The sequence below is a fragment of the Mesorhizobium sp. M3A.F.Ca.ET.080.04.2.1 genome, assembly GCF_003952525.1.
GTDB lineage: Bacteria > Pseudomonadota > Alphaproteobacteria > Rhizobiales > Rhizobiaceae > Mesorhizobium.
Window position 1 is genome coordinate 1,318,857 of sequence record NZ_CP034451.1, and the last position, 23,385, is coordinate 1,342,241.

The window sequence follows — 23,385 nt, forward strand, 5'->3', positions numbered from 1 at the left end:
GCGAAGAAGATCATACTGCCAGGGCGGCAGCGAGTTCGAAGCCCTCGATGAGATGCTCTATGTCCTGCGCCCTCTCGAATTCGATGCCGCTTTGCAAATGCTCTATCGGCGAAAAGCCGGGGTCGGTTCTGCGAATGTGCATCACACATTCCCGCGCGCCGGCCCTGTCGCCCGAGCGCGCCAGCGCGGCCGCAAGCATCGACCACCGCCGCGGCCCGTAAGGCAGGCGCTGTACCGTTGCTGCGGCGCCGGCATAGTCGTGGGCGGCATAGAGCGCGATGCCCCGATCGCAGTGGTACCAATCGGCATGGAGAGGATTTGCGGCAATCGCCCTGTCCATCAACTCCAGCCCCTCGCGCGGCCGCCCTCGCAGGCACAGGACATGGCCGAGCTGCATCATCGTGTCGGCATCGTTGGGATTGATGTCGAGCGCGCGCCGCATGTGGTGCTCGGCCGCCTCGTGGTCGCGCGCGGCAAGCCGCGCTTGCGCCAGGATGCGGTGGCAGCGGGGCTCGTCCGGCGCCAGCGTCACGGCGAGCGCTGCACGGTCGACGCAGCTTGCGATGACATGCGCCGGCGCGCTTCCGTAGTCGGCTATCGCCAGCTCCACCAGTGCCATATAGGCATGGGCGAGCCCATAGTCGGGGTCGCGTGAAACCGCCGCCTTGAGCAGCTTCAGGGCCTCGGCATTGTCGTCGGGACGATAGCCGCGGAACCGCACGATTGCTCGGGTCACCAGTTCGTAGGCCGCAAGGTCCTGCGTCGGCTTGCCGGCGCTGCGCCGCAAGGCGGCCGCCTCCAGGTTCGACACCAGCCGGTTCACGACACGGTGGGCGATGTCATCCTGGACGGCGAACAGGTCGGGCCCCGCCGCCGTGTAGCTCTCGCCCCAGATCAGCGTTCCGGCCTGCGCGTCGACAAGCTTGGCGCTGATCCTGAGCTGTCCGCCATCCCTGATGACGGTCCCGCGCACGAAAAAGTCCGGCCGCAGCGCGATGGCCGGACCGCTGCCCTGCGCCTGCCGGAACGCCGCGAGAGCCGTTTCCCGGTTGAGGATCGTCAGCGTGTGGAAGCGGGCGAGCCTGTCCGCGACGTCCTCCGCGAAGGCGCTGCTGAGGGCATCCGACGTCTCGCCGGGCGCGCGGCCGTCCTCGAACGGCACCACCGCCACGACCGGCTGTGAGCAGTGCTGCTTGTGGCTGGGAGCCGAAAGCAGGTAGCCGCGCTTGGGCACGGCCTTCAGGATCGCCTGGTCGCCGTCGTCGAGCGCCTTCCTGATGTCGCGCACGGCCTGCGTGAGGGAATCCTCGGTGACGGCGATGCCGCCCCAGACCGCTGAGATCAGGTCGGACTTGGTGACGACCTTGCCGTCGTTCCGCGCCAGATAGGAAAGCAGGCTGAACGCCTTTGAACGCAGGGGAACCGCTGCCCCGTCCCTGAGCAGCAGTCCGCGCTCCAGGTCAAGCTGGCAGGCGCCAAGTTGCAAAACTCCCTGCGAAGCGGATTCCGCCATGGACCAGCGACCTGCCCTTGCGCAACATCCAGTCGCCTATTCGCCTACCATTCCACGCCGGGGTCAAGATGTCCGTTGGACTGGCCCGCTGCAGCCGGCCGCTGTCACCCTTCAGCTCCATGGCGGCGATCTCGAGCATTTCGGTCAGCACGCCGGGCGGCGCGTAGCCGGGACTGACCATTCCGCCGGCGACGAGCTCGAGGAGTTCCTGGCGTGCGCGGTAGCGGGCTTGATCGTCGAACATGGCTGCCTCCGAATATCAGAGCAGCATGCCCGACATTGCTCGCGCCGTACCGACGAAGTTCTGAAATTCTGCTGAAATCAGGAGGTTGCACGGTGCAGGTGACGCGCCCCGGCGTTCCTTTCAGCCCCGCCTCGCGCGGCGACGCATGCTGCGGCAAACTGAGCCGCCGGCTCTCCCGCCGTGGCCCTCTCCTTGTGAACAGCGGCGTTCTGTGCTCTCTCCGGCCTAAAATTAGGAGAGGCTTGCGGATGAGAATTGCAATGGTCGTCGCGCTGAGCGCGGCGGTGGCTGGATGCGCGAGTTCTCCGGTCAGTTACGAAGCCTCGCTTTCGCGGCAGGACGCGAAATGGGCGTCGCCGGAATGCCAGCAAGCCCGCATGGATGCCTCGAACTACGAGACTCGCGAGAAAGAGCACCCCGGCTGGGGTTTCGGCGTGATGCTCGGCCCCTACAGCATGGGGCTGGTAGCGGCCGTGAAAGAGCACGAGCGGCAGCAGCGAAAGCGGTTCGCCCGTGAGGTGCACCTGAAATGCTCCAGCCTGCCGCTGCCGAAGGCGTTGGAGAGCGACAGCCGGGACGAGGTGAAGCAGACGAAATATCCGTGAGTTTCACAACCCGCCCAGCTTCAGGACGAGGCTGAAGCAATTCTTGCCCTCCAGGCAAGCCGCATCGGATCGCCAGGATCATAGTCCCAGCCAGATGCTGTGGCTTTCACCGATGCTTAGCGACGAAGTCTTTGCAGTCAGGCGACAATTGGTCGACCCTGCTTTCCAGGTCGCATTTGCCTATCGGCTTCGTGGGGCAAAACCGCATGTAGTCACGACGACACGCCTTGCCTTCGAAAATCCTGAAACTTCTTACCTGCATCTGGTTGGTTGCGTTGGCCGGACTGGGTACAATTCCGGTTCCCGTATCCAGCGCGCCATCCCGGCCCGCGCCCTTGCCGCCTCCGCCACCTTTCGCGGACGCAACGCCATCAAAGGCGACGCAAATGACACTTGCACTCAGCGTGGAAAGCAATGCGCGACGTGTCATAGACATTGTTCAATCTCCTCTCCACTTTCGCGACATTTATTCGGACGAGACAGAACCGAGGTGGCGGAAACGGAAGGGCAATCTCACCTGCTTGGACGCCATTGCCGACAAGGCATGTTGTGCCGTCACTCCCGACCACATTTTCTGAACGGGGTTCGCGAACTTGGGAGCCTCCATCTGCGCGATGCATGCAGTCGTCACCTTGCGCCGAGGATTTGCCAGGAAATCGGCGGTCACCTTCGACCCGCATGGATCGGAATCTATGACGTCGTGTCCGATTCCGCGGAAAACAACCACTTGCCCGAAAGGAAGCGTTTGGGCCGCGTGATTTGCCCACACGGTTGGCGTTGCCGGATCATACTCGCCCGACAACAGAAGCGTTGGTATGTCGGTGCGGCGCGGCGGCGGCTGAGATGCTGCCCCGTGCTCAAGAGCCCAAACGGGGCACGCCCAGGAATAGTCGTCCGATTGAACCCATTTTGCCCAGTATTGATCGTTCTTGTCGCTCAGATCAGGCATATTGTTGTCGGAACAAGTGACGGAGAAATCCATTCCCTGGGAAATCTCCAGATCGTCCGGCTCGAACAATATATCGGCCAGAGGCCTGAAATCCTGTTCATATGTTCTCTCGATCAGCTCTGGCAGCGACAGGATCGCATCGCGATCATAGAGCATGCCGAAAATGATATCCAAGAACTCTGCGCCAGACACATATGTGTATTTGGCATCCTGGCCAGAACTTCGTAAAAGTAGCGGCTGCCGATCCAATTGCCTGGCGATAACCTGAACGGCCTTTGACAGGTCTTTCATACAGCTATTTTCTTTTTGGCAATCCCGCTCCAGCAATTTGAGCGAACGCTCCAGATTTGGACCGTCCTCGCTTAGATAGTTGATGTCCAACGGAACAACTGAATCCAATATGCTCGCGGAGACGCCTTCAGGGTGCTGATTCATCACCTCAAGCGCGAGTCTGGTACCGTAAGAGATACCATACAGAACCCACTTTTCTATCCCGAGAGCGTTGCGGAGATCATTGATATCCTCGGCGTTTTCCTCAGTATTGTAGGCGTCGAGATCGATCCCCTTGGCGACCAACGCGGTCCTGCACGCGACAAGCTCTTTCTTCTGGAAGCTGCCAAAGTTGTTGTCGGCCGCGACGCTTTTCAGAATGGCGTTCCAGTGATCAGGCTCAAAATATTGCGAACAGTCCAGGGTCGGAGCCGACTTTCCAATCCCGCGCTGATCGACAACGACAACCCGGCGCCCAATCATCCAGCTTTGAGCACCGATGAATTCCCACCATCCGTCAATGTCTTCCCTGTTGCTTATGTCGGCGGGCTGACCCGGCCCCCCCGTGAGAAACACAATGGGCTCGTGGCGCTCGCGTTCCGGCTCGAAGACGATTGCCGACAGGGTGACCTGGTTGCCGGTCTTTTTCTTGCGGTTTTCAGGCACGCTGAGCACGCCGCACGTCATTGTGCGGTCCGGCGGAACCTCAAACCAACAGGGAGTGTTCTTGAACTCCCCCGCATACAATTTCCCGCCCCCCGCGCAAAGCAGAAGCGCAACCGCGGAGATCGCGAGCAATAGAAACCGGTCCAGCTTGATATACGGATGTGAAAAACAGGTCGGCATCTGGCCCTCGTCTATCAAGAGAGGCCTGCGATCATCGATCGCTTACCGAACAGGCTTAGCCACCAGCGCTGTTACGCACAGCTCGCCGCATGCCCCGAGCCGGGTGCGAAGCGGCGCAGAAATAACATCACGTCTGGTGCCAGAGCTTACCAGCGAAAGCTTTGCAGGTGCATGCCGACTGTTCGCTCATGCTCTGGAGAGCGCTTTGTCGATCAGTGCCATTTGGCACGGCCGCTTGCCATCACGGCTGCATACTGGAAGCTGTTGACGCCTTGTTCTCGCCCCTCACTTGGTGATCCCAAGATTATGAAATATTAGTGTATTCTAATGCATGTCTTGAGGCAAGTCGAATAAGCAGCAGGATTGCAGTCGCAGGTTCGATTTGAGTCGTGCAGAAGCCACAAACGTGACCCCGGTTCGAGCGGTCCCGCGAGCCCTGGCATCAGTCGAGTGCCCACGATGCTTCCTTGCGTCCTCAGCGGGCCACGGCGGCCATAGACCCGGTCCTTCTTCGGACCGCCGACATTCAGGATCGTGCGCAGCGCTTCGGCATGCTGCTGGGGCCTGGTGCATTCGTCACAGGTGCCGAGACGCGGATAGCCGCCGGCGACGGAAGATCAACTGATGAGGACAGGCCCGTGCGTCGCCGCGCAGGCATAGGTGAGGATCGCCACGCCCGTTTCGGTCGTGGCCTGGCTCGACAATCTCAACTTCGACAGAGCAGACCCGGTCTCGAAAAGGCGGAGCCCCTCGCCCAGGATCAGCGGATGCATCATCAGCACCACTTCCTCGACGAGCGCATCCCGCATCAGCGAGCGCAGCAGGCTGCCGCTGCCGAACAGGATCAGCGGCCGGTCGTGGCTCTGCTTCAGCCGGCGCACCGTCTCCACGGCTTCGCCGGCCAGCAGCGTGGAATTGTCCCAGCGAAGCTCATAGCCGGCATCGCGGGAGGCCACGAACTTCCGCACGGTGGTGAGCGCCTGCGTCATCGGGCTGGAGGGCTGCCTCACGGCCCAGCCCTCATAAAGGTCTTCATAGGTGATCCTGCCGGCAAGCAGCGACCATCCGCCGATCATGTAGCGGCCGATGACTTCCTGCATCCTCGCGTCGTTGCCGGCGTTGGACCAGCCGCCATGCGCGAAACCGTTGCGGGTATCTTCGTCGGCGCGCGCGGGAGCCTGATACACGCCGTCGAGTGTCATATGCTCGATGGCCACGATGCTGGTCATCGCTCCCGCTTCCATGCGGCAAGCAGTGGACCATCGCCGCCATAGACCGGATCCTTCGCCGGACGGCCGACTTTCGGGATCGTTCGCAGCGCCTCGGCGTGCTGCTCGGGCCTGGTGCATTCGTCATAGGTGCCGGAGCGCGGATAGGCGCCGACGACGAAAAAGTCGCCGGATGCCGAGAGCCGCTGATGCCCGGTGCCGGCCGGCAGGATCGCCACGTCGCCGGCCTTCAGCGACAGCGCCCGGCCCTTGTCGCCGCCGAAGCGCACCTTGGCGGTTCCGCGCGCGACGCCCAGCACCTCGTGGATGCGCGAATGATAATGGACATAATCGTAGATGCCGTCGCGCCAGCTGTCGCCCCAGCCATTGGCGTCGAAAAGCTCCTCGAAGACCGCCGCCGGATCGAGGCCGTCCGGCAGCTTGACGGCGCCGCGATAGACGATCAGCGGCCAGGAGGGATGATTGGGCACGAGGCCGTCATCCTTGAAGCGAAAGGCGTTCGCCTTGCGCTCGCGCAGGCAGCCGTCGAGCCGCGCCTTGCCCGGCCTTGCGATGCCGGTGACCTTCTCCGCCGCCTTCTTCATCCTCTCGACGATGCTCAAGGCCGGATCCTCCAACAGCGATGGAGCGGCCGCCCAACATCCATCGGCCGCAGATCGAATTCAACCTGCGGCGGCGCCGGTGGTTCCGAAGATGGCGTCGCGAGCAGCCATGGCGCATCGAAACTTCAGACTCCAACCCGGCAATTGGCAGGCCGAATGCTGCCCGTGACCGCGCGGGCGGCTTGCATGAGGGCGCGGTGACGAGCAAGCTGCAAGTGGCTTGAGGGCCTGCGCAGGCGTCGACTGCGGCGCCGGAAAACTTCGACGCGGGGCCTCCGAGGAGGTCGCATATGCGGGCGTTGCGCTTTTGGACGATCGGTTTCGCGACGGTGCTGCCGCCGGCCCTGGGCGTCTTCGCCATCATCGCCTCTGGCAATGCAGCCAACAGCGCGGACCTCTATCGACTGTGCCGCGAGCTGCGGAATGACGATACGATCCGGCCCTATTCGCACGAGCTTTACGACGGCACGCTCAAGGCGCTCAAAAAGCTCATGCCCGACGCCAGGACCACGCCGGACGAGTCGCAGCTGCAGACGCAGGCCAACTATCGCTGCATGGACGGCAAGGTCCTGGTCTGCGTCGTCGGCGCCAACCTGCCCTGCGCCAGGATGAACGCGGCGCGCGACAATCCCGGCGCGGACGCCTTCTGCAAGGCCAATCCGAACGACGACGTCGTGCCGGCCTTCGCGACGGGGCACGACGCCGTCTACTCCTACAAATGTCAAGGCGGCAAGGCAGTGGTGACCGGCGAGACGTGGCCGCTCGACAAGCGCGGCTTTGCCAGGACGCTGTGGGCCGTGGTTCCGGAGCGGTGAGCATCGGCTGGCGATGCAAGCCGACGCTGCAGATCTGAAATCCGCAACCATGCTGAAGGGCGGCGACAAGACGCAAGATCGAGCGAAGGCGTTCACCGCGGCGAAGCGTCGTGTATTTCCCGCAGCGCGGCGGGGCCGTCCGCCGGGCTCGGCCTGGCGCTGGCGTCGCGGCGGCTGCTGTGGTCGAGATAGAGCCCGGTCGCTTCTATTGTCTTATCGCGAGAGCAGTCGAGACATCTTGAGCCGCGGCGCGAAGAAGCAGCGCAGATATGGCTGATTGGTTATGACGTAGGTGTTCTCGCAGATATGATACTGCTCGTCCGGCGATTCCTGCACACGCTCACGCGGGATGTGGAAACCATCGGGCAGATAGTTGTAGCCGCCGTCGATCCTGGACTGCACCGAAGACTGAGGTATGGGGCGGCAATCAGTCCCGCCGCAGCACTTGAAATGCGTTATCGGATCGACCTTGTTTTCGTACCAGTCATGGGCGTTCGCGCCTGTCGCGGCGGCAATGCACATGGCCGTGAAGATGAACCTTCGCATGGCATCCCTCGAGTAGGCAGAGGCGCTGCTCGCTCGAACCATGATGTATATTAGCGTTTCTTCGGAAATGCCATTGGCCTGCGAATGGCCAACGCGGCGCGCAAGCGACGCTCAACCACCTACATGATGCAGGATGGGCTCATGCAATGCCACCCAGAGCCTGACGTGCGTCAGACCGATCCTGCATCGCCGACGACAAATTCATGTCAGCTTCACAAATCCGTTGCGGTGGTTTCGTACCATGAAGGAGGGGGCTTTGTTTTGAGGCCACTCTCTGGGAGAGGATGAAAAAATGTCCAAGACCACCGGCAAGACCGAAACGATCGAGAACGTCGAATCCGTCAGCTTCGATCCGTCCAAGGCCACCGAGCAGGTTCGCGCCGTCGCCGAACAGGGCGTCGAGCAGGCGAAGGAGGCCTTTTCCAAATTGCAATCGGACGCCGAGACCACTCAGAAGGCGCTTGAGTCGAGCTTTGAGCTGGCCAAGACAAGCCGCAACGAGGTGTCGCTGAAGACGATTGCCGCTCTGCGAGCCAATACCGAAGCCGGCTTCACACATCTCGAAGCACTGGTTGCCGCGAAATCACCCTCCGAGTTCCTGGAACTGCAGTCCGCCTTCCTCAACAAGCAGATCGAAACCTCCATCGAGCAGGCCAAAACCTTGCAGGCCTTGATGCTGAGAGCTGCCGAGGACGTGTCGAAGCCGATCAAGGATGCTTTCGAGAAGGTCTTGAGGGACCTCAAGGCGGCTTGACCGCTCAGGCCATCCGCGAGCGGAGGCCTGTATCCTCCGCTCGCCGCACCAAAAAAGACCGGCGCCGGTCTTCTTCCGTTCGGTTGGGTTTGTGATGCGAAACGTTCGGCGGCGCCGCCCTCCGGGCCGTCATCGACAAGAGGCTCGATGCGTCGGCGCTCCAATGCGTGCTTCGAGTGCTCCTGACCAAAGAGCCATGTTCTACTCCATTTGAGGTATGCCTCCGCAGGGACAGCCATGCAAGCATGTGCTAATAAGGGCGTTTCGGGAGGATGCCATGCCGTCCTTGAGGTGGGCTGCCATTGCCGCGCTTGCCGCGACTCTCAACAATGCAACACCGACGATGGCCGCCGAAGCAGTGGGCCAGGCAGTCCTGATCAAGACTTCCGTTACCGGCGCAACCGGACCGCTGGTGGTCAGCGCGCCCGTTCATCGGGACGAGCGCATCAGGACCTCCAACACCGGGCTTGGCCAATTCGTGTTCCTGGATGGCACCAAGCTGGCGGTAGGCTGGGGTTCTTCCGTCGTCATCGACAAGTACGTTTTCAACGATGAGAAGTCGGTGAAAACCCTCACCATCCGCGCTGCCAAGGGAACGTTTCGCTGGATAAGCGGAAGCTCGCCTTCATCCGCCTACCGGATCGTGACGCCTGCAGGCACGATAGGCGTGCGGGGAACCGCATTCGATGTCCACGTCGCGCCCAACGGCAAGACCGCCGTCGTGCTCCTGAAAGGGTCGGCCAAATTCTGCAGCGGCGGCGGATGCAGGGAACTGAAGCGGCGCTGCGATTGCGTGGTCGCCACGCCTTCAGGCGCAATGACCGACGTTATCAAGGTCAATCGATCTGTGCTCACCACACTCGGCACCCCGCGGGCGTTGCCGTTTCTAACCGGTACCCAGCAGCTTTCGGGAACCTTTGCCGGGATCGGCGGAAGTTGCGGGCTTGCCGCCGCCATTCAGCAGGACAAGGCGGAGCCGCACGCACCGGCGGCCAGTCCACCCAGTCCTGGCACGCCCGATCCACCAAGCCCGCCGGACCCGCCGGACCCGCCTGCGGATGACGGCAACAACGGCCATGGCAATGATCCGGGTAAGCATGATCCGAGCAATCCCGGAAAATCCGAGGGCCCTGGGAAAAAATAGGGCAAAGGCCGGCGGCGGCGACGGCAGCAGCAGCAGATCGCCGCTCCTTTCCTTGGTATGCGACGGTCAGGAACCGGAGCCGAATTGTTGCTCCGCATAGCCGGCATTCGCTTCCACCGCCGTTCCCGCCCCCTGGGCGAGAAAGTCACCCGGTCTGCGCGCTATCCGGGCATAGAAGTCCTGCAGGCCTGCCGGCAAGCCCGCGGCCTTGGCTTTGGCCGCCGCTATGATCTTTCGGCTGCCCGGAGAGCGCGAATGCAGCGCCTCGAGGAGCTTGCCGTGGACAAGCCGCAATTCCGCAAAATCCGGCGACGACGCAACATGTTCATCGCCGACGACGGCATTGATTCTGGTCCTCGCGCTTTTTCCCTTGAGCTCCAGCGATCCCGCTTCGAGCAGGGCCCAGCCTGTCAGCGATCGTGCCGTGTCGTCGGACGCGAGGATGTCGAAATTCACCGTCTTGCACGCCGTCTCGATGCGCGCCGCGGTGTTCACCGCGTCGCCAACAGCGGAATAGTTGAAGCGCGACTCCGCACCCATGTTCCCGACGCAGGCGATGCCGGTATGGATTCCGATGCCGACGCGAACCGTCTGCCCTGGCCCGAAGCCGAATGCATCGCTTTCATTGAGGCGAGCAATCGTCTCACGCATGGCCAATGCCGCGCGAACGGCCTTGGCAGGATGATCCGCGACATCGATCGGGGCATTCCAGAAGGCCATGATCGAATCGCCGATGAACTTGTCGAGCGTGCCTTCGTTGGCGGTGACATGACGGCTGAGCGCGTCGAGAAGCGTGTTCAGAAACCGCACGACCGCGGTTGGCGGCAGTGTCTCGCTGATCTCGGTGAAGTTTCGCACATCGACGAACATAACGGTCAGTTCGCGGTCGTCTCCGCCAAGACGAAGCGCGTTGCGCGTATGTTCGATGCGGTAGAGAAGCGATGGCGACAAATATTGCCCGAAGGCCCGCCGGATCGCGCGCCGCTCCCGGTCAGTCACCAGGAAGCGGAAGGAGGTTGTCGCGAAATGCGTGATCGTGCCCATGACGATCGGCGCAAACGGGTCGAACAGCTGTCCCGCAAGCGAAAAGGCAAGCCATGATGCGACGAGCGCAAGGCCCGTGATCGCCAGGCCGCAGGCGAGCGCGATCGCGGGGCTTACGAAAATCGTGAGAGCCACCAGAAGGCTGCCCAGCGTCGCGATGGACGCGATTTCCAGCCCGTTCGCCCAGTCGGGCCGCGACAGATAGTGGCCGGACAGCACCTGCTCGACGATCTGGGCGTGGATAGAGACGCCCGGCACGTTCTCGCCGAGCGCCGTGACACGAATATCCTGCAGGCCGGCGGCGGAGGTGCCGACAAACACGATGCTGCCCTCGATCGCGGCCCTTGTTTCGGGCGAGACGCCGTCGGGTGCGAGCACGTCCTTGGCGGAAACATACCGTTCCGCCCGGTCGGGACTGACATAGAGCCAGAGTTCGCCGGCCGAGGTCACCGGGATGACGAAGTCGCCGATCTTGACGGAGGTCATTATGCCCTGCCGATCCGGCGCACCGGCAATGAGGTAGGTGGAGGCGCCCTGCGCCACCCTTATGGCTTCCAGGGCAAGATCGGGATAAAGCTGCTCGCCATCACTCAGGAAGAGTGGGGCTGCCCTGACCACGGCGGTCGATCTGCCCGGATTGAGGCTGATATGTCCGATGCCGGCGGCATTGGCCTCAAGCTGCGGCCGCAGCGGTGTGGCTGCCCTGATATGGGGAGGAGCATCGACCGGGCTCTCGCCGGTAAAGGCAATGCCGGCCTTCACTTGCGGCCGATAGTTCCCTTCGTTGGAGATGCCGTAGCCCAGGATAACCGGCTTGCCGGCGATCGAGCGGGCGAAGATTTCGTCGTTGTCGGGCAGGCGCTCGAGCAAGGCCGGATCGATGCCTGGCACGTCGCGCACAACGCGGCGAGGCGACAGACGGTCGGGCTCGGCGAACAGGATGTCGAATGCGATGGCCGCCGCACCGAGCTCGGTCAGTTTCTCGACCAGGGCCGCCATGCGATCCCTGGGCCACGGCCACTGCCCGAACTTCTGCAACGACGCCTCGTCGACGTCGACCACACGGACGGGCATCGACTCGAAGCTGCGAGGTGCCAGCCTCTGATACTGGTCGAACGTCGCTTCGCGGGCGAGTCTCAACGGCTGCGGGTCGCGCGCCCGGACAATGGTAAGCGCCGCGACCAGCGACAAACCCAGGATGACGCCGGCAAACTGGGCGCGTGTCACAAGCACCAGTAGCCGTGCCGCGTATCCTTCCTGCATGGCCCCGCTCCGGGAGGCAGCTTTTCGAGCCCCCAAGGCTAGGCTGCATCGTTCCCGGCAAATGTGCAATCGCCAACCTTACCGCCCAACGCAGCAGCGCCGTCCAGCGCTGGCGATTTGCGCCGCCAAAAACCGGCTCGACATGGTCGACAGCCGAGGGCGAAGGAACATGATTCCAGACTTCACCGCGCATCTGGACGCGCGTCCGTCGATGAATAGCGACCGCCTCGAGGCGCAAGGCTGCCGTGTCACTTTCGGGGGCTGGGAATGGCTGGCATGTACGTCATCATGCTCCCAGCTTGTCGAGCAAGGTCTTGGCCTCTTTCAAATCGAGCGTGTCGAAGCCCTCGGTGAACCAGCCGTAGGTCGGCGCGAGCAGGTCATGCGCCTCGGCGCGCTTGCCTTGTTCGGCCAAAAGGCGCGCAAGCGATGTGGCGGCGCGGAGCTCCCAGGATTTGGCGCCTTGCTGACGTGACCGTTGAATTGCTTGGCGGAACGAGATTTCAGCCTCGTGCCAGTCGCTTGGTTCCGCGGCAGCGCATATCGCCCCTCGGAGCCGCAGCAATTCGGCATCGCACCACTGCTCGCCGGTCCGGTTCACCTGGTCGAGAGCCCGATCGATCAGGCGCACGCCGTCAGACGCGCGATTGACACTCCCGAGCACCTCCCCCAGCAATCCCATCGTGTAAGCCTGCGTCACTTGCGTTCCGACGGCTTGCATCCGGGCCAGGCCGTCCTCGATTTGGGCGATCGCCCGCTCCTTATGGCCCTGCTTCGCCGAGAGCCATCCCTTCTGCTGGGCGGCCATGGCAACCCAGAAGGGATACGCCTGCTCGGTCGCGAAGGTGAGCCCACGCTCGTTCTGCTCCTCGGCTTCGGCCACCTCGCGTCGGAATATTCGTAACCACGCTGCCCATACCAGCACGTAAGCGCGGCTGAAGGGGTGCGCCAATCGCTCGGCCAAGACAAGGGCGTCCTCCATCCGGGTCAGCGCCTGGTCGGGGTAGCCGAGGTGCCAAAGCACTGCTGACCCACGACATAGGCAAATCGGTCCGGGATCCTGGCCGTAGAGGGCGAGATGAGCCCGGTGTCGCTGTGGGCGATAAGCTTCGGAGCCCAGTTCCAGATGTTTGCGTGCCTCCCTGAAGTCGCCGCGCCAAGAAGAGCTGACCCCCCGAGCATAATGGGCTTCGACCACCCACACGGGATCGTTACTCTGCAGAGCAAGGTCGAGAAGCCGTCCGCTCAGCTCGTGCGCCGACGTGAGTTTGGCGCCCGTGGCCGAGTAGATGGCCAGGCCGAGCAGAACCGGGAAGACAGCCGCATCTTCCGGCATCAGCTCGCAAAGGCGGCGCGCGCGAGAATAGACCCGCTCGACCTCGGCATTTGCGTAGCCATTCTTGGCGGTGAGCACGCGGCCCAGCACCGTTAGCGCTGCGAGTTCGCGCCGCTGGCGCTCGGGGCCTGCAGGGAGCGTTTCGATCAAGTTCAGCGCTTTCTGCAGATGGTTTTGGGCCTCATCGTTGGCCGAACGGTCGTTGGCGCTCTCTCCCGCGCGCTGCCAATAGCCGATAGCCTGAAGTGAGAGGCCCGCAGCCGTGTAGTGCTGAGCCACGATCTCGGGCTCGTGTTCGACGACCTCGCCGAAATGCTGCTCGAGCGCGTGGGCGATCCGGGTGTGCAACTGCTGGCGGCGACTGCGCAGCAAGGTGGCATAGGCGGCATCTCCCACCAATGCGTGCTTGAACATGCATGTCGCGTGCGGCGGCCGACCGCGCGCGATCACGAGTTCGGCGCCGATCAGTTGGTCGAGGGCGTCCTGTAGTTCCCGTTCCTCGCGCTGCGCCACCGCCGCCAGCAAATCATAAGAGAATTCGCGGCCGATGGCGGCGCCAATCTGCGCGACCTCCCGCGCCGGCGTCATCAGCCGATCGAGCCGCGCCACCAGAGAATCCTGCAGGGTTGCAGGGATCGCCAACGGTGGCAGCGGACCCGAGAGGGCGTAACGGTCGCCTTCATCGGTCAACACGCCAGATTCAATGACGGCCTTGGTCACCTCCTCGAGGAACAGGGGCACGCCGTCTGTCTTGGCCACCATCTGCTCGAGCAACCCGCCCGGCAGCGCCTTGCCCCCGGTCAACCGCCCCACCAGGGCCGCGCCCTGCCGGCGGCTCAAGCGATTCAGCGCGAGCGAGGTGACCTGCGGGTGGCCGATCCAACGCGGGTCGAATCCAGGGCGGAAACTGAAGATCGCCAATACTGCAAGGCGCGGAATCTGCGGGACCAATCGCTCGAGAAGCTCGAGCGAAGTCGGATCGATCCAGTGGATATCCTCGAAAACCATCAGCACGGGCTGGCGGGCCGCCAAACCGATAAGCTGCCGGGCCAGAGCCTCGAGAGTCAGTTCCTTGCGGCGCTGAGGACTGAGGTTCAGGGGTGCATAACGGCTGCCGGCCGGGAGCGAAAGAAGCGCCGACAACAAGGGGGCGTCGTCCGGGACGGTGTCCGCGGACCGCGCCAGGAGGCGCTCCAGCTTGTCGAGTTTTACGCTCGGCGAATCGTCTGGGTGGAAGCCAGCCGCGCGGGTTAGCTGAACAATCGACGGGCGGAGGGCGCTATTTGCGTGGAACGGCGAGCACTGGCAACGTATGCGGATGTGCGGCCGGTCCCGCAGACGCTCGCGGAGCGCCTGAACCAGGTGCGACTTGCCGATGCCGGGCTCGCCGGAGAGCAGGATCACCTGCCCCTTCCCGGAAGCGGCCTTGCTCCACAGTTCCGCGAGCAGAGCAAGCTCGTCCTCGCGCCCAACTGTGGGGGCGAGGCTACCCGTCGCGCGCGCTTCAAACCGGGTCTCGGCGGCGCTCTCGCGAAGCACGCGCCACGCGCGGATCGGGGCGTCGAACCCTTTCAGGTCGTGCAGGCCCAGGTCGTCGAACTCGAACAGCCCGCCGAGCAGTCGGCGCGTCGCAAGCGGGATCACGATCTGGCCGGGCGCCGCCAAAGCTTGGAGCCGCGCCGCCAGGTTCGGCGACTCGCCGACCACCGCTTCCTCCTGCGCCGCCCCTTCGCCGATGAGATCGCCCACCACCACCAGCCCCGTCGCGATGCCGACGCGTACCGCAAGCGCCCCTTGTGCCGGGGTCGCCAGCCTTGCGATCGCATCAACGACCGCCAGCCCCGCTCGCACGGCTCGCTCCGCGTCCTCCTCGTGCGCCTTCGGATAGCCAAAATACACCAGCACGCCGTCGCCCATGTATTTGGCCACAAACCCGCCAAAGCCACGCACGGCCTCGGCAACGCACCTCTGGTAGGCCGCAATCACCTCACGCAAATCCTCGGGGTCCATTTGCGCGGAGAGCGCTGTCGAGCCGACAAGGTCCGAGAACATGACGGTGACCTGGCGGCGCTCAGCGGTGTCCTTCGCGGCGTTGTCGACTGCCGGAGGCGCATCGGATAACAGCGGCGTTGGTGCGCTTGCTTGAGCGCGCAAGGCTGCGATGGCGTCGAGCAACTTACGACGATGTCCGACGAAACCGACGCCAAGATCCTTCAAGTCCTCGGCCGTCAATCTCGGCAGGACCGTGCCGTCGATCTTATTCTCGCGGAAGGAGGCCTCATACTGTTCGAGGCCATGCCTCCGCAGCCAACCTCCGACGTCCATGGCGGCGCCCCTGGCTACCTACCACGCATGATCCACCAGGGGAGAGAGCCTGTCTAGGACCGGGCCTTGAATGAGCGGCTTGGATCAAACGTATGCTGAGCCTCGGCTTCCGTGCCGCTGCGGTGGCGATCCAAAAAAATGAGAGGCCGTGTCGGCGTTGCAGTCGGTCGACCGTCTTCAAGCAGACGCCACTCGCTGGACTGGCATCTCGAAAGGGACGATCTATGAGCAAGAAGATTTTCGTGAGCCTGCCGGTGACCGATGTGAAGGCGTCCATGGCTTTCTATGAATCTCTCGGCTTCAAGAACAATCCCAAGTTCACCAGTGAGACAGCTGCGGGGATGGTGTGGAGCGATGAAATCCACTTCATGCTGCTCAGCCGTGAAAAATGGCAGACTATGACCACCCGGCCGATCCCGCCATCAACGTCCAGCGAGGTCATGCTGGCGCTGTCCCTGGATAGCCGCGAGGCCGTCGACGCGATGGCCGCCGCAGCTGCTGCAAACGGCGGCACTGCCGACATCAATCCAATCGAAGATCATGGGTTTATGTACACCCGCGACCTCGCTGATCCCGACGGCCATGCCGTGGGCGCGATGTGGATGGACGTTTCTCCAATGTTTTCGGAGGACAAGGCGGACTGACACGGTTGAGCCGCCAAGCATCAGGAGGCTCATCGATATGCGATGTGAAGCACGGGTCGTGATCCGTCATGGCTAGAGCTTGGATCAAATGCTATCACAGGCGGACCGAGTTCGGGGAATGGCCGATTGCGATGACGGAAGCGGGCGGTGGCGCAGAGGTGATCCGCGAAGGTGCACAAAAGGGGCGATGATCATGGAAGCGGCGCCGCGTTCACAGGTTGCTGACCACTACGCGCGAAGCAGCCTCGTTGCGGATATCCGCGATGGCCTTGCCGCGATGGGGAAGACCGAAAGCACGGTCACCGCCGAGGATCTCTCGCCGGTGGACGAGTTTCACATCGGCGGCCGCGCCGCCACGGCAGAGCTGGCAGCGCAACTTGCGCTCACCGCTGGGGATCGGGTGCTCGACATCGGCTGTGGCCTCGGCGGACCGGCCCGGCAGATCGCTGCGCAGTATGGTTGCCAGGTGACCGGCATCGACCTCACCCGCGACTACGTCGAAGCCGGCAATGTCCTCTCCGGCTGGCTGCATCTTAAGGAGCGCGTCTCGTTGCAGCAGGGCGATGCTTTGGCGCTGCCCTTCGCAGATGGCTCGTTCACTGCCGCATACATGTTGCACGTCGGAATGAACATTGCCGACAAGAGCGCACTATTTTCGGAGGTTGCGCGGGTCCTGCGCGCGGATGCGCGTCTTGGTATCTTCGACGTCATGCGCACTGGTGCCGGCGAGCTGTCTTATCCGCTGCCATGGGCGAGTACGGCGGACGCGAACGCCATCACCGCCCCAGAGCAGTACCGCGACGCGCTTTCCGCGGCAGGGTTCGAGATCTTGTCGGAGCGCCAGCGGCGTGACGTTGCGCTTGACTATTTCGCTCGGCAGCGCGCCCAGGCGGCCACAGGGCGGACGGTCCTGGGCGTCCAGACACTCATGGGAGCGCGGCGGCCCCAGATGGTTCGAAACATGAGCGAAAGCATTTCAGCCGGCCTGATTGCGCCGGTCGAGATTATTGCCCGAAGGCGGTGATGCCTGGGCTCGATTCCAGCTGGCTTGCCGGAGACCGTCTCCTTCGGGTCGGGACTTGAACTAACGCGCCCTGCCCGTGCACGTCCGCTTTTGGTGAGCAGCAGCGCTGACCTCAACGGCCGAAAAGTGGCCGGGACCCGACTGTCAACTTTCAGGATGACTGGGCAAGAAAGCCGACCCGTGTATCCAGCCTCGTGCGGACCGCTTTGCACCAGAAGCGACCTTTCCGACCACCGGGGCTAATCGATGGCCCTGCCTTTGGTGGGCCACTCGTCAGGGCGCTGCGCTGGGTGTACCATTTTAGCCCTATTGGGTCCGGGGGCCGGATGATGATCGTCCCTCCATTGAACCGGAAGCTGCTGGCGATCCTGGCGGCCGACATGGTCGGCTACTCAAGGGCGATGGAGGCCGATGAGGCCGGCACCATCGAGCGGTTGAAATCCGTTCGTGCCGAGCTGTTCGACCCCGCCATCTCCCAGCACCATGGCCGCCTCATCAAGCTGATGGGCGATGGCGCGCTTGTCGTCTTCGACAGCGTGGTCGACGCAGTCGCCTGCGCAGCGGAAATCCAAAGTGCGGCGGCCGCGCGCAACGAAGGTCTGCCGGAGCCTGAGCGCATCGTGTTCCGCATCGGGGTCAATCTGGGCGACGTTGCGTTGGTTGACGGCGATGTCTATGGCGATGGCGTCAATGTCGCCGCGCGATTGCAGCAACTCGCCGATGCTGGCGGCGTGATCGTGTCGGGCACAGCCTTTGACCATCTGCAAGGCAAGCTTGATTGGTCCCTCGATTTCGCTGGCGAGCAACAAGTAAAGAATATCAGCCGCCCGGTTCGGATGTACCGGCTGAGGCTCGACGGCAAGCGGCCGCGCCGGACCTTGCGCAAGGCGATGCCGGGCTGGGTTGGGACGGCGGCGGCCATCGTACTGTTTGCTCTGCTGGGCGGCGGCGGGACATGGTGGTTCTTTCATTCAGCTGCTCTGGGTGCCAAGCCGTCGGTCGCAGTGCTGCCCTTCAACAACTTTGGCGGCGACGACGCCACAGGGCGTCTGGCCGATGGCCTCACCGAGGACATAATCACCGATCTCGCGCAGTTTCCCGAACTCGACGTCGTGGCACGCAATTCGACGCAAGCGTACAAAGGCAAGTCGCTGGATGTCCGCCAGGTCGCAAATGCGCTCGACGTCGGCTATGTGCTGGAAGGCTCGATCCAACGCCAGGGAGGCCGGCTGCGGATCACCGCGCAGTTGATCGATGCAAAAACCGGCAATCATCTGTGGTCGGAGCGATGGGACCGGCCCGCTGAAGACGTGTTCGCCATTCAAACCGAGATCGCCGAGCAGGTCACCAACCGTCTCGGCAACGGCGTGGGGCTGATTCAGGGAGCGGGGCGGGCTGCAGCGAAGCGCAAGCGGCCGGACAGCTTGACTGTCTATGATTACTATCTGCTCGGAACCGAAAGGATTGAAAAGATTACCGTAGCGGATGAGCAGGAGGCCATTAGGCTGCTCAACCTCGCTGTCGAGTTGGATCCGGAGTTCGCACGCGCCTGGGTGGAACTTTATCATGCTCATAACATATTGGCTGGCTTCGGTATCAATCCCGAGAGCGAGGTCAAGGCGGCTGCCGATGTAGCCGAACGCGCGGTGCGGCTCGATCCGAGCGACGCTGAGGCGCACGCGGTTTTTGGCATGAGCCTCAAAGACAAGGGCGACAACGCCCGCGCCAAGGTCGAGCTGGACACGGCCCTCCGCCTCGCTCCGGGGTCGGCCGAAATCCTGACATTCTATTCCGGCTTTGCGTCAGCCTTCGACGAACCCGAACGCGGCGCTCAGTTGGTCGACCAAGTCATACGGCTCGACCCGAATTACCCGATGTGGGCAACCGCTTTCTACTCCAATGCCTATTTTATGGCTGGCCGCTATGAGGACGCCTTGAAGATGCTGGAGCGCAAGACGACCGATAACTACAGCAAATGGGAGTGGATGATGCGTAGCAGCTCCTTTGCGGCGCTCGATCGAATCGATGACGCGAATGCTTCGGTCAGGGAAACCCTCAAACGGTATCCGGACCTGACCGTCGAGGGCATGGTCAATGAATACAGCTTGAGCAAGACGGAGCGCGGTCGTTTCATCGAGACAATGCCGCTCGCCGGCTTTCCGCTTTGCGCCAAGCCCGAGGCGCTGGCAGAGCTCGCCAAACCTGTGCGGCTGCCGGAATGCGAGGCGGGGGAGGCGAAGCCTCTCGGGCAGCCATAGGACCGAAAAAGGGGCCGGAAGCAGTAGGTCCGCTTGTGGTGCAGGGAAGAACGACTGAGGTTTGTCTGCTAGGCCGAGATAGGCGCAAACCCGTCGTTCGGCAGGTGGGACGAAAACGACGGCAACGGCTCTAAAGCTGACATCCGCGGATATCAGCTCCGCGCCCAAAACAGGTCGTTGCAGGAACCTGGTCGGGATCAGTGCGAGGTGCCGTCGTGCAGAAGTCTCCAGGTCAGGCCGACGCGGCCGCTGAACTGTGATGTGAAGCGTTCGGCCGCAGCGTCCTCCAGGCCGTCATCGACAAGAGCCTCGATGCTTCGCCGCACCAAGGCGAGCCGCATCTCGCGGGCGTGCTCCATGTCGGTCTCTCTCATGATTTCGGTGACGTGGTAGGCGACGACAGGCTGGCCGAGGCAAGACAGAAGTGCGCTCGCTTCGGCTGTCACTGCTGCAACTGCGTCTTCGATCTGCATTTTGGCGCTCCTCATCGAATTCGATGCAGGCGCCTCCCCGTGTCAGGACGGCGTTCCGTCGCTTCCTTCAATCCGGCTCTCGTGCGGAGCCAAAGCGCGCTTTCTCGTTCGCGCCCCGGAGCGACTCACCATCCGAAATCAGTATCCTCCAAGATCGAATTAAAGGCGACCGCATAGTTAATTGATGGTTAATGGCGGCGATCGCATCTTAAGCGTCCGCCGACGATCCTGGCCTCGCCGAAACCTTCCTTGCTCTCGACGGTTAATCCAAACCAGGAGGGTCGATGCATGCCAAGGCGAGGTGCAGAGGAGACACGGGCGGGCCGGCCGAAGAGACCGCGTTCGCGTCCGCTGAAGGGCGAAGAGACGGAAGTGAACCATATCGTCGAGACACAGAACCTGTCGCCTGCGCAGGCGCGCGAGCTCGTGAGGCGCTACGGCAATGATTGGCGCAAGATCGAAGAGGCCGCCAAGACCTACAAGGACGACAGCTAGATTGCGGCCAATCAGCTCCCACAGACCAGCGCCAAGATGACCACGATCGCGACGTTCAACGTGAACGGCGTCAACGGGCGGTTGCCGGTCCTGCTGAAATGGCTCGGCGAAACCGCATACGACATCGTCTGCCTTCAGGAACTCAAGACATCCGACGAGAAGTTTCCGGCCGAAGCGATCAGGCAGGCTGGTTACGGCGCCATCTGGCACGGGCAGAAGTCTTACAACGGGGTGGCTATTCTCGCCCGGGGCAAACAGCCGCTGGAGCGCAGGCGCGGGCTGCCCGGCGATCCGGACGACACCCACAGCCGATACATCGAAGCCATGGTCGACGGGCTGGTGATCGGCTGCATCTACCTGCCGAACGGCAATCCGGCGCCCGGACCGAAATTCGACTACAAGCTCTGCTGGTTCCAGCGTCTGATAGGCTATGCCCAGACGCTGCTCGCACAGGACACCGTGCTTTGCGGCGACTACAATGTGGTGCCGACGCCGATCGATGCGGTTGTGCCGGCACGCTGGCTGGGCGATGCCGTCTATTTCCCGCAGAGCCGCCAGGCCTACGCCGCCATGCTGGGCATGGGCTGGACGGATGCGGTTCGGCAGATCCACCCCCAAAAAGGCGTCTACACTTACTGGAATTTCTCCTACCGGGGCGGTTACGACCGCAGTTCCGGGCTGCGGATGGATCACCTGCTGACCAGCCCGGCTCTTTCGGAGAAGCTGCAAAGCGCCGGCGTCGATGTCGCCGTGCGCGGCTGGGAGAAGCCCAGCGATCATGCCCCAGCCTGGATCGACCTTGCCTGGCCAGGCAAGGCCGGCTGACCAGGCCCTCTCAACCGGACCGGATCACCCCTGGCTCCGTTTCCTCAGTCGCCTGGCCAGCAGAGGGCGCGGCGGACACCAGGTCCTGGAAGCCGATCGTGGCGACCAGGTAGCCGGCTTCGTCGTAGATCTTCGTCACCCAGGAAGTCGGATCCATGCCTTCGACAATCCCGTCGAGCATCGCCTCCTTCGCGGCCCGCCTTGCCTCCGCCTTCGCGGCCTCAAGACTTTCCATCTCGACCTGGATCGCCGGCTGGGCCGTGCTTTCGATGAACTCAAAGCGGAATTTCGGCATTCGTTTCTCCCTCGGGCGCCGTAAGGCCCTCGCCATGGTTCCCAGAGCCGGCGCCAGTCGGACCGTGCTCGGCGCGCAGGGTGTCGGCGATGTATTCCTTGAGGTCGCCGACTTCCTCGCTGATGTCCTCGGGCAGTATCCCTTCGCTTGCCGCGTCGGCGATACATCGATCGGCCAGGCTCTCGGCGGCCAGGTCGTCAGGAAGCGCAGCCGGGACCTCCGCCAGATGCTCATCGATCCATTCGCCGACGAAATGCGCGGTCTTGTTGACGAGGATATCCGGCTCCTCGGAGGTCTCCGGGCTGGCGTGAGGAAGCGCTCGATCGGTGTCCATGGCTAAACCCACCCTGGTTGATCCATCTTCAACGCCGATTGCGCGCGAAGGATGCAGCGGTTCGTCGATCGTGCCGCTGCTTCTCGAATTCGACGGGTGAAAGGTCGGGCGCCCGGGCGTGTCCATGCATCTCACGCGACGCCGGGAACCTGCATCAGGATCGAAAGTTCTTGCTGTTGGCAAATCACCGGACTTAACCGCAGGGCGAGCAACGTGCGGCCTCGAGGCTTTGGAGCTTTATCGGCAATCAGGAAATCGATCGGACGAAGGCTCGGCCGCGGGCTCGATATCCTCAAATATGTCGCCGTTGCGATTGCCGCCAGCCTGGTCACGCTGGCCGTCATCAACCTGATGCCGGAGCCGCGGGTTCTGCGCAGCATCGTGCCGCACCGTTTCGATGCCGCCGATGCGCAATTCGCCAAGAGCATGACCAACTATTCGCAAGGACAGATGTTCGATGCGAACGCCGTGCAAACCCTGGTCAATGGCGACGAGATCTTTCCGGCGATGCTGCGCGCGATCCATGCGGCGCGCTCCACCATCGACATGGAAACCTACATCTATTGGTCGGGATCTGTCGGCTACGAATTCGCCACCTCGTTGGCTGCGAAGGCGCGGGAGGGCGTCGAGGTGCGCGTGCTTGTCGACTGGGTCGGCAGCCTGCCCTTCGATGAAGACCTGATCCACATCATGACGAGCGCGGGCGTGCGGTTCCAGCGCTATCGGCCTGTCTACTGGTACACGCTCGACCGGGTGAACAACCGCACGCATCGCAAGCTGCTCATCACCGACGGCAAGGTCGCCTTCACCGGCGGGGTCGGCATCGCCGACAATTGGCTGGGAGATGCGCGCAATCCGGATGAGTGGCGCGACACGCACTACCAGATCGAAGGACCGGCCGTGGCCGCCTTCCAGGCCGCGTTCGCCGAAAACTGGCTGGAAACCGTGGGCGAGACTTTGCAGGGCGAGAAATTCTACCCGCCGCCCGAAGCGGTGGGGTCACTCAGCGCCCAGCTTATCCTCGCCTCGCAGCCGAACGGCTCCGAAAACATGGAGCTGATGATGCTGGCCGCGATGGCTGCCGCCAAGGATCACATCAGGATCGGGATGGCCTATTTCGTCCCGGACGACATCGCCCTGCAGCAGATATTGGACGCCAGGAAGAGAGGCGTGGCGGTCGACGTCATCGTCCCCAATGCGCTGACGGATGTGCCCATCGTCCGAAAGGGCTCGCGCTACTTCTGGGGCGAACTGCTCGAGGCCGGCGTGCGGATCTACGAGTTCCAGCCGACGATGTATCATCCCAAACTGCTGATCGTGGACGATGTCTGGGCGACCTTCGGCTCCGCCAATCTGGACGAGCGGTCGCTGCGGCTCAACGACGAGGTCAACCTGAACGTCTACGGCAAGGCGTTCGCGCAGACGCAGATCGACCTGTTCAACCGGGATCTTGGGCAGTCGAGACAGATCAGCCTCGAGGAATGGCAAGCGCGTCCCTTCACCGAAAAGGTGACGGACTGGCTGGCCAGCAGGCTGCACACGCAGCTTTGAT

22 protein-coding genes are annotated in these 23,385 nt (G+C 62.9%); 10 read left to right on the top strand and 12 right to left on the bottom strand.

Annotated elements, in window-relative coordinates:
• Positions 1–10: 10 nt before the first annotated feature.
• Positions 11–1,513 (bottom strand): winged helix-turn-helix domain-containing protein, encoded by a 1,503-nt coding sequence (locus tag EJ074_RS06415; protein WP_095808884.1) that lies wholly within the window; start codon positions 1,511–1,513, stop codon positions 11–13.
• Positions 1,461–1,757: a hypothetical protein gene (locus EJ074_RS06420; RefSeq protein ID WP_095808883.1), complete on the bottom strand. Its 297-nt coding sequence runs from the start codon at positions 1,755–1,757 to the stop codon at positions 1,461–1,463. The genes EJ074_RS06415 and EJ074_RS06420 overlap by 53 nt, the downstream gene beginning before the upstream one ends.
• Before the next feature lie 248 nt (positions 1,758–2,005).
• Here EJ074_RS06420 and EJ074_RS06425 point away from each other — a divergent pair, with 248 nt between their 5' ends.
• Positions 2,006–2,362, top strand: coding sequence for a hypothetical protein (locus EJ074_RS06425; protein ID WP_095808882.1), 357 nt, complete (start codon positions 2,006–2,008; stop codon positions 2,360–2,362).
• A gap of 106 nt (positions 2,363–2,468) precedes the next feature.
• On the opposite strand, the gene EJ074_RS06430 is transcribed toward EJ074_RS06425, so the two are convergent.
• The 4 genes from EJ074_RS06430 to EJ074_RS06445 form a co-directional block, all read right to left on the bottom strand.
• The gene (locus tag EJ074_RS06430; protein WP_129552843.1) at positions 2,469–2,798 is read right to left on the bottom strand and encodes a hypothetical protein; all 330 of its coding nucleotides are present in this window, start codon (positions 2,796–2,798) and stop codon (positions 2,469–2,471) included.
• A 30-nt stretch (positions 2,799–2,828) separates the two neighbouring features.
• Complete coding sequence (locus EJ074_RS06435; protein ID WP_129552844.1) at positions 2,829–4,427, bottom strand: alpha/beta hydrolase; 1,599 nt, start codon at positions 4,425–4,427, stop codon at positions 2,829–2,831.
• A 617-nt stretch (positions 4,428–5,044) separates the two neighbouring features.
• On the bottom strand, positions 5,045–5,656 hold the full coding sequence (locus EJ074_RS06440; protein WP_165349874.1) for a dihydrofolate reductase family protein: 612 nt from the start codon (positions 5,654–5,656) through the stop codon (positions 5,045–5,047).
• Positions 5,653–6,258, bottom strand: a complete 606-nt coding sequence (locus tag EJ074_RS06445; RefSeq protein WP_095808954.1) for a cupin — start codon at positions 6,256–6,258, stop codon at positions 5,653–5,655. Before EJ074_RS06445 ends, EJ074_RS06440 begins: the two co-directional genes overlap by 4 nt.
• Before the next feature lie 290 nt (positions 6,259–6,548).
• Here EJ074_RS06445 and EJ074_RS06450 point away from each other — a divergent pair, with 290 nt between their 5' ends.
• Positions 6,549–7,073 carry a hypothetical protein gene (locus tag EJ074_RS06450; RefSeq protein ID WP_095808878.1) on the top strand — a complete coding sequence of 175 codons (525 nt, stop codon included), beginning with the start codon at positions 6,549–6,551 and terminating at the stop codon, positions 7,071–7,073.
• A gap of 213 nt (positions 7,074–7,286) precedes the next feature.
• Here the strand turns inward: EJ074_RS06450 and EJ074_RS06455 are convergent, their stop codons facing one another.
• Complete coding sequence (locus EJ074_RS06455; RefSeq protein WP_129552846.1) at positions 7,287–7,619, bottom strand: hypothetical protein; 333 nt, start codon at positions 7,617–7,619, stop codon at positions 7,287–7,289.
• 292 nt (positions 7,620–7,911) lie between these two features.
• Here EJ074_RS06455 and EJ074_RS06460 point away from each other — a divergent pair, with 292 nt between their 5' ends.
• Together EJ074_RS06460 and EJ074_RS06465 are read left to right on the top strand one after the other, a co-directional pair.
• Positions 7,912–8,373, top strand: a complete 462-nt coding sequence (locus EJ074_RS06460) for a phasin (protein ID WP_095808876.1) — start codon at positions 7,912–7,914, stop codon at positions 8,371–8,373.
• 277 nt (positions 8,374–8,650) lie between these two features.
• On the top strand, positions 8,651–9,517 hold the full coding sequence (locus EJ074_RS06465) for a FecR domain-containing protein (RefSeq protein WP_095808875.1): 867 nt from the start codon (positions 8,651–8,653) through the stop codon (positions 9,515–9,517).
• A 66-nt stretch (positions 9,518–9,583) separates the two neighbouring features.
• On the opposite strand, the gene EJ074_RS06470 is transcribed toward EJ074_RS06465, so the two are convergent.
• Together EJ074_RS06470 and EJ074_RS06475 are read right to left on the bottom strand one after the other, a co-directional pair.
• The gene (locus EJ074_RS06470; RefSeq protein ID WP_095808953.1) at positions 9,584–11,788 is read right to left on the bottom strand and encodes an adenylate/guanylate cyclase domain-containing protein; all 2,205 of its coding nucleotides are present in this window, start codon (positions 11,786–11,788) and stop codon (positions 9,584–9,586) included.
• A gap of 322 nt (positions 11,789–12,110) precedes the next feature.
• On the bottom strand, positions 12,111–15,485 hold the full coding sequence (locus EJ074_RS06475; RefSeq protein ID WP_095808874.1) for an AAA family ATPase: 3,375 nt from the start codon (positions 15,483–15,485) through the stop codon (positions 12,111–12,113).
• 224 nt (positions 15,486–15,709) lie between these two features.
• Here EJ074_RS06475 and EJ074_RS06480 point away from each other — a divergent pair, with 224 nt between their 5' ends.
• From EJ074_RS06480 to EJ074_RS06490, 3 genes are all read left to right on the top strand, one after another.
• On the top strand, positions 15,710–16,129 hold the full coding sequence (locus EJ074_RS06480; RefSeq protein WP_095808873.1) for a VOC family protein: 420 nt from the start codon (positions 15,710–15,712) through the stop codon (positions 16,127–16,129).
• Between the two features lie 187 nt (positions 16,130–16,316).
• A complete protein-coding gene (locus EJ074_RS06485; RefSeq protein WP_165349875.1) occupies positions 16,317–17,153 on the top strand; it encodes a methyltransferase domain-containing protein in 837 nt (278 codons plus the stop codon).
• A gap of 329 nt (positions 17,154–17,482) precedes the next feature.
• A complete protein-coding gene (locus EJ074_RS06490) occupies positions 17,483–19,411 on the top strand; it encodes an adenylate/guanylate cyclase domain-containing protein (RefSeq protein WP_095808952.1) in 1,929 nt (642 codons plus the stop codon).
• A gap of 197 nt (positions 19,412–19,608) precedes the next feature.
• On the opposite strand, the gene EJ074_RS06495 is transcribed toward EJ074_RS06490, so the two are convergent.
• Complete coding sequence (locus EJ074_RS06495; protein ID WP_245454800.1) at positions 19,609–19,884, bottom strand: hypothetical protein; 276 nt, start codon at positions 19,882–19,884, stop codon at positions 19,609–19,611.
• A gap of 288 nt (positions 19,885–20,172) precedes the next feature.
• Between EJ074_RS06495 and EJ074_RS06500 the strand changes: the two genes are divergently transcribed.
• The gene (locus tag EJ074_RS06500; RefSeq protein ID WP_129552849.1) at positions 20,173–20,379 is read left to right on the top strand and encodes a DUF3606 domain-containing protein; all 207 of its coding nucleotides are present in this window, start codon (positions 20,173–20,175) and stop codon (positions 20,377–20,379) included.
• Between the two features lie 36 nt (positions 20,380–20,415).
• Positions 20,416–21,204, top strand: a complete 789-nt coding sequence (xth, locus tag EJ074_RS06505) for an exodeoxyribonuclease III (protein ID WP_095808870.1) — start codon at positions 20,416–20,418, stop codon at positions 21,202–21,204.
• A 10-nt stretch (positions 21,205–21,214) separates the two neighbouring features.
• On the opposite strand, the gene EJ074_RS06510 is transcribed toward xth, so the two are convergent.
• Positions 21,215–21,499: a hypothetical protein gene (locus EJ074_RS06510; RefSeq protein ID WP_129552850.1), complete on the bottom strand. Its 285-nt coding sequence runs from the start codon at positions 21,497–21,499 to the stop codon at positions 21,215–21,217.
• The gene (locus EJ074_RS06515) at positions 21,480–21,833 is read right to left on the bottom strand and encodes a DUF768 domain-containing protein (RefSeq protein ID WP_165349876.1); all 354 of its coding nucleotides are present in this window, start codon (positions 21,831–21,833) and stop codon (positions 21,480–21,482) included. The genes EJ074_RS06510 and EJ074_RS06515 overlap by 20 nt, the downstream gene beginning before the upstream one ends.
• Positions 21,834–22,046: 213 nt before the next feature.
• Between EJ074_RS06515 and EJ074_RS06520 the strand changes: the two genes are divergently transcribed.
• Positions 22,047–23,384, top strand: coding sequence for a phospholipase D-like domain-containing protein (locus EJ074_RS06520; RefSeq protein WP_245420626.1), 1,338 nt, complete (start codon positions 22,047–22,049; stop codon positions 23,382–23,384).
• The last annotated feature ends 1 nt before the right edge of the window (position 23,385 follow it).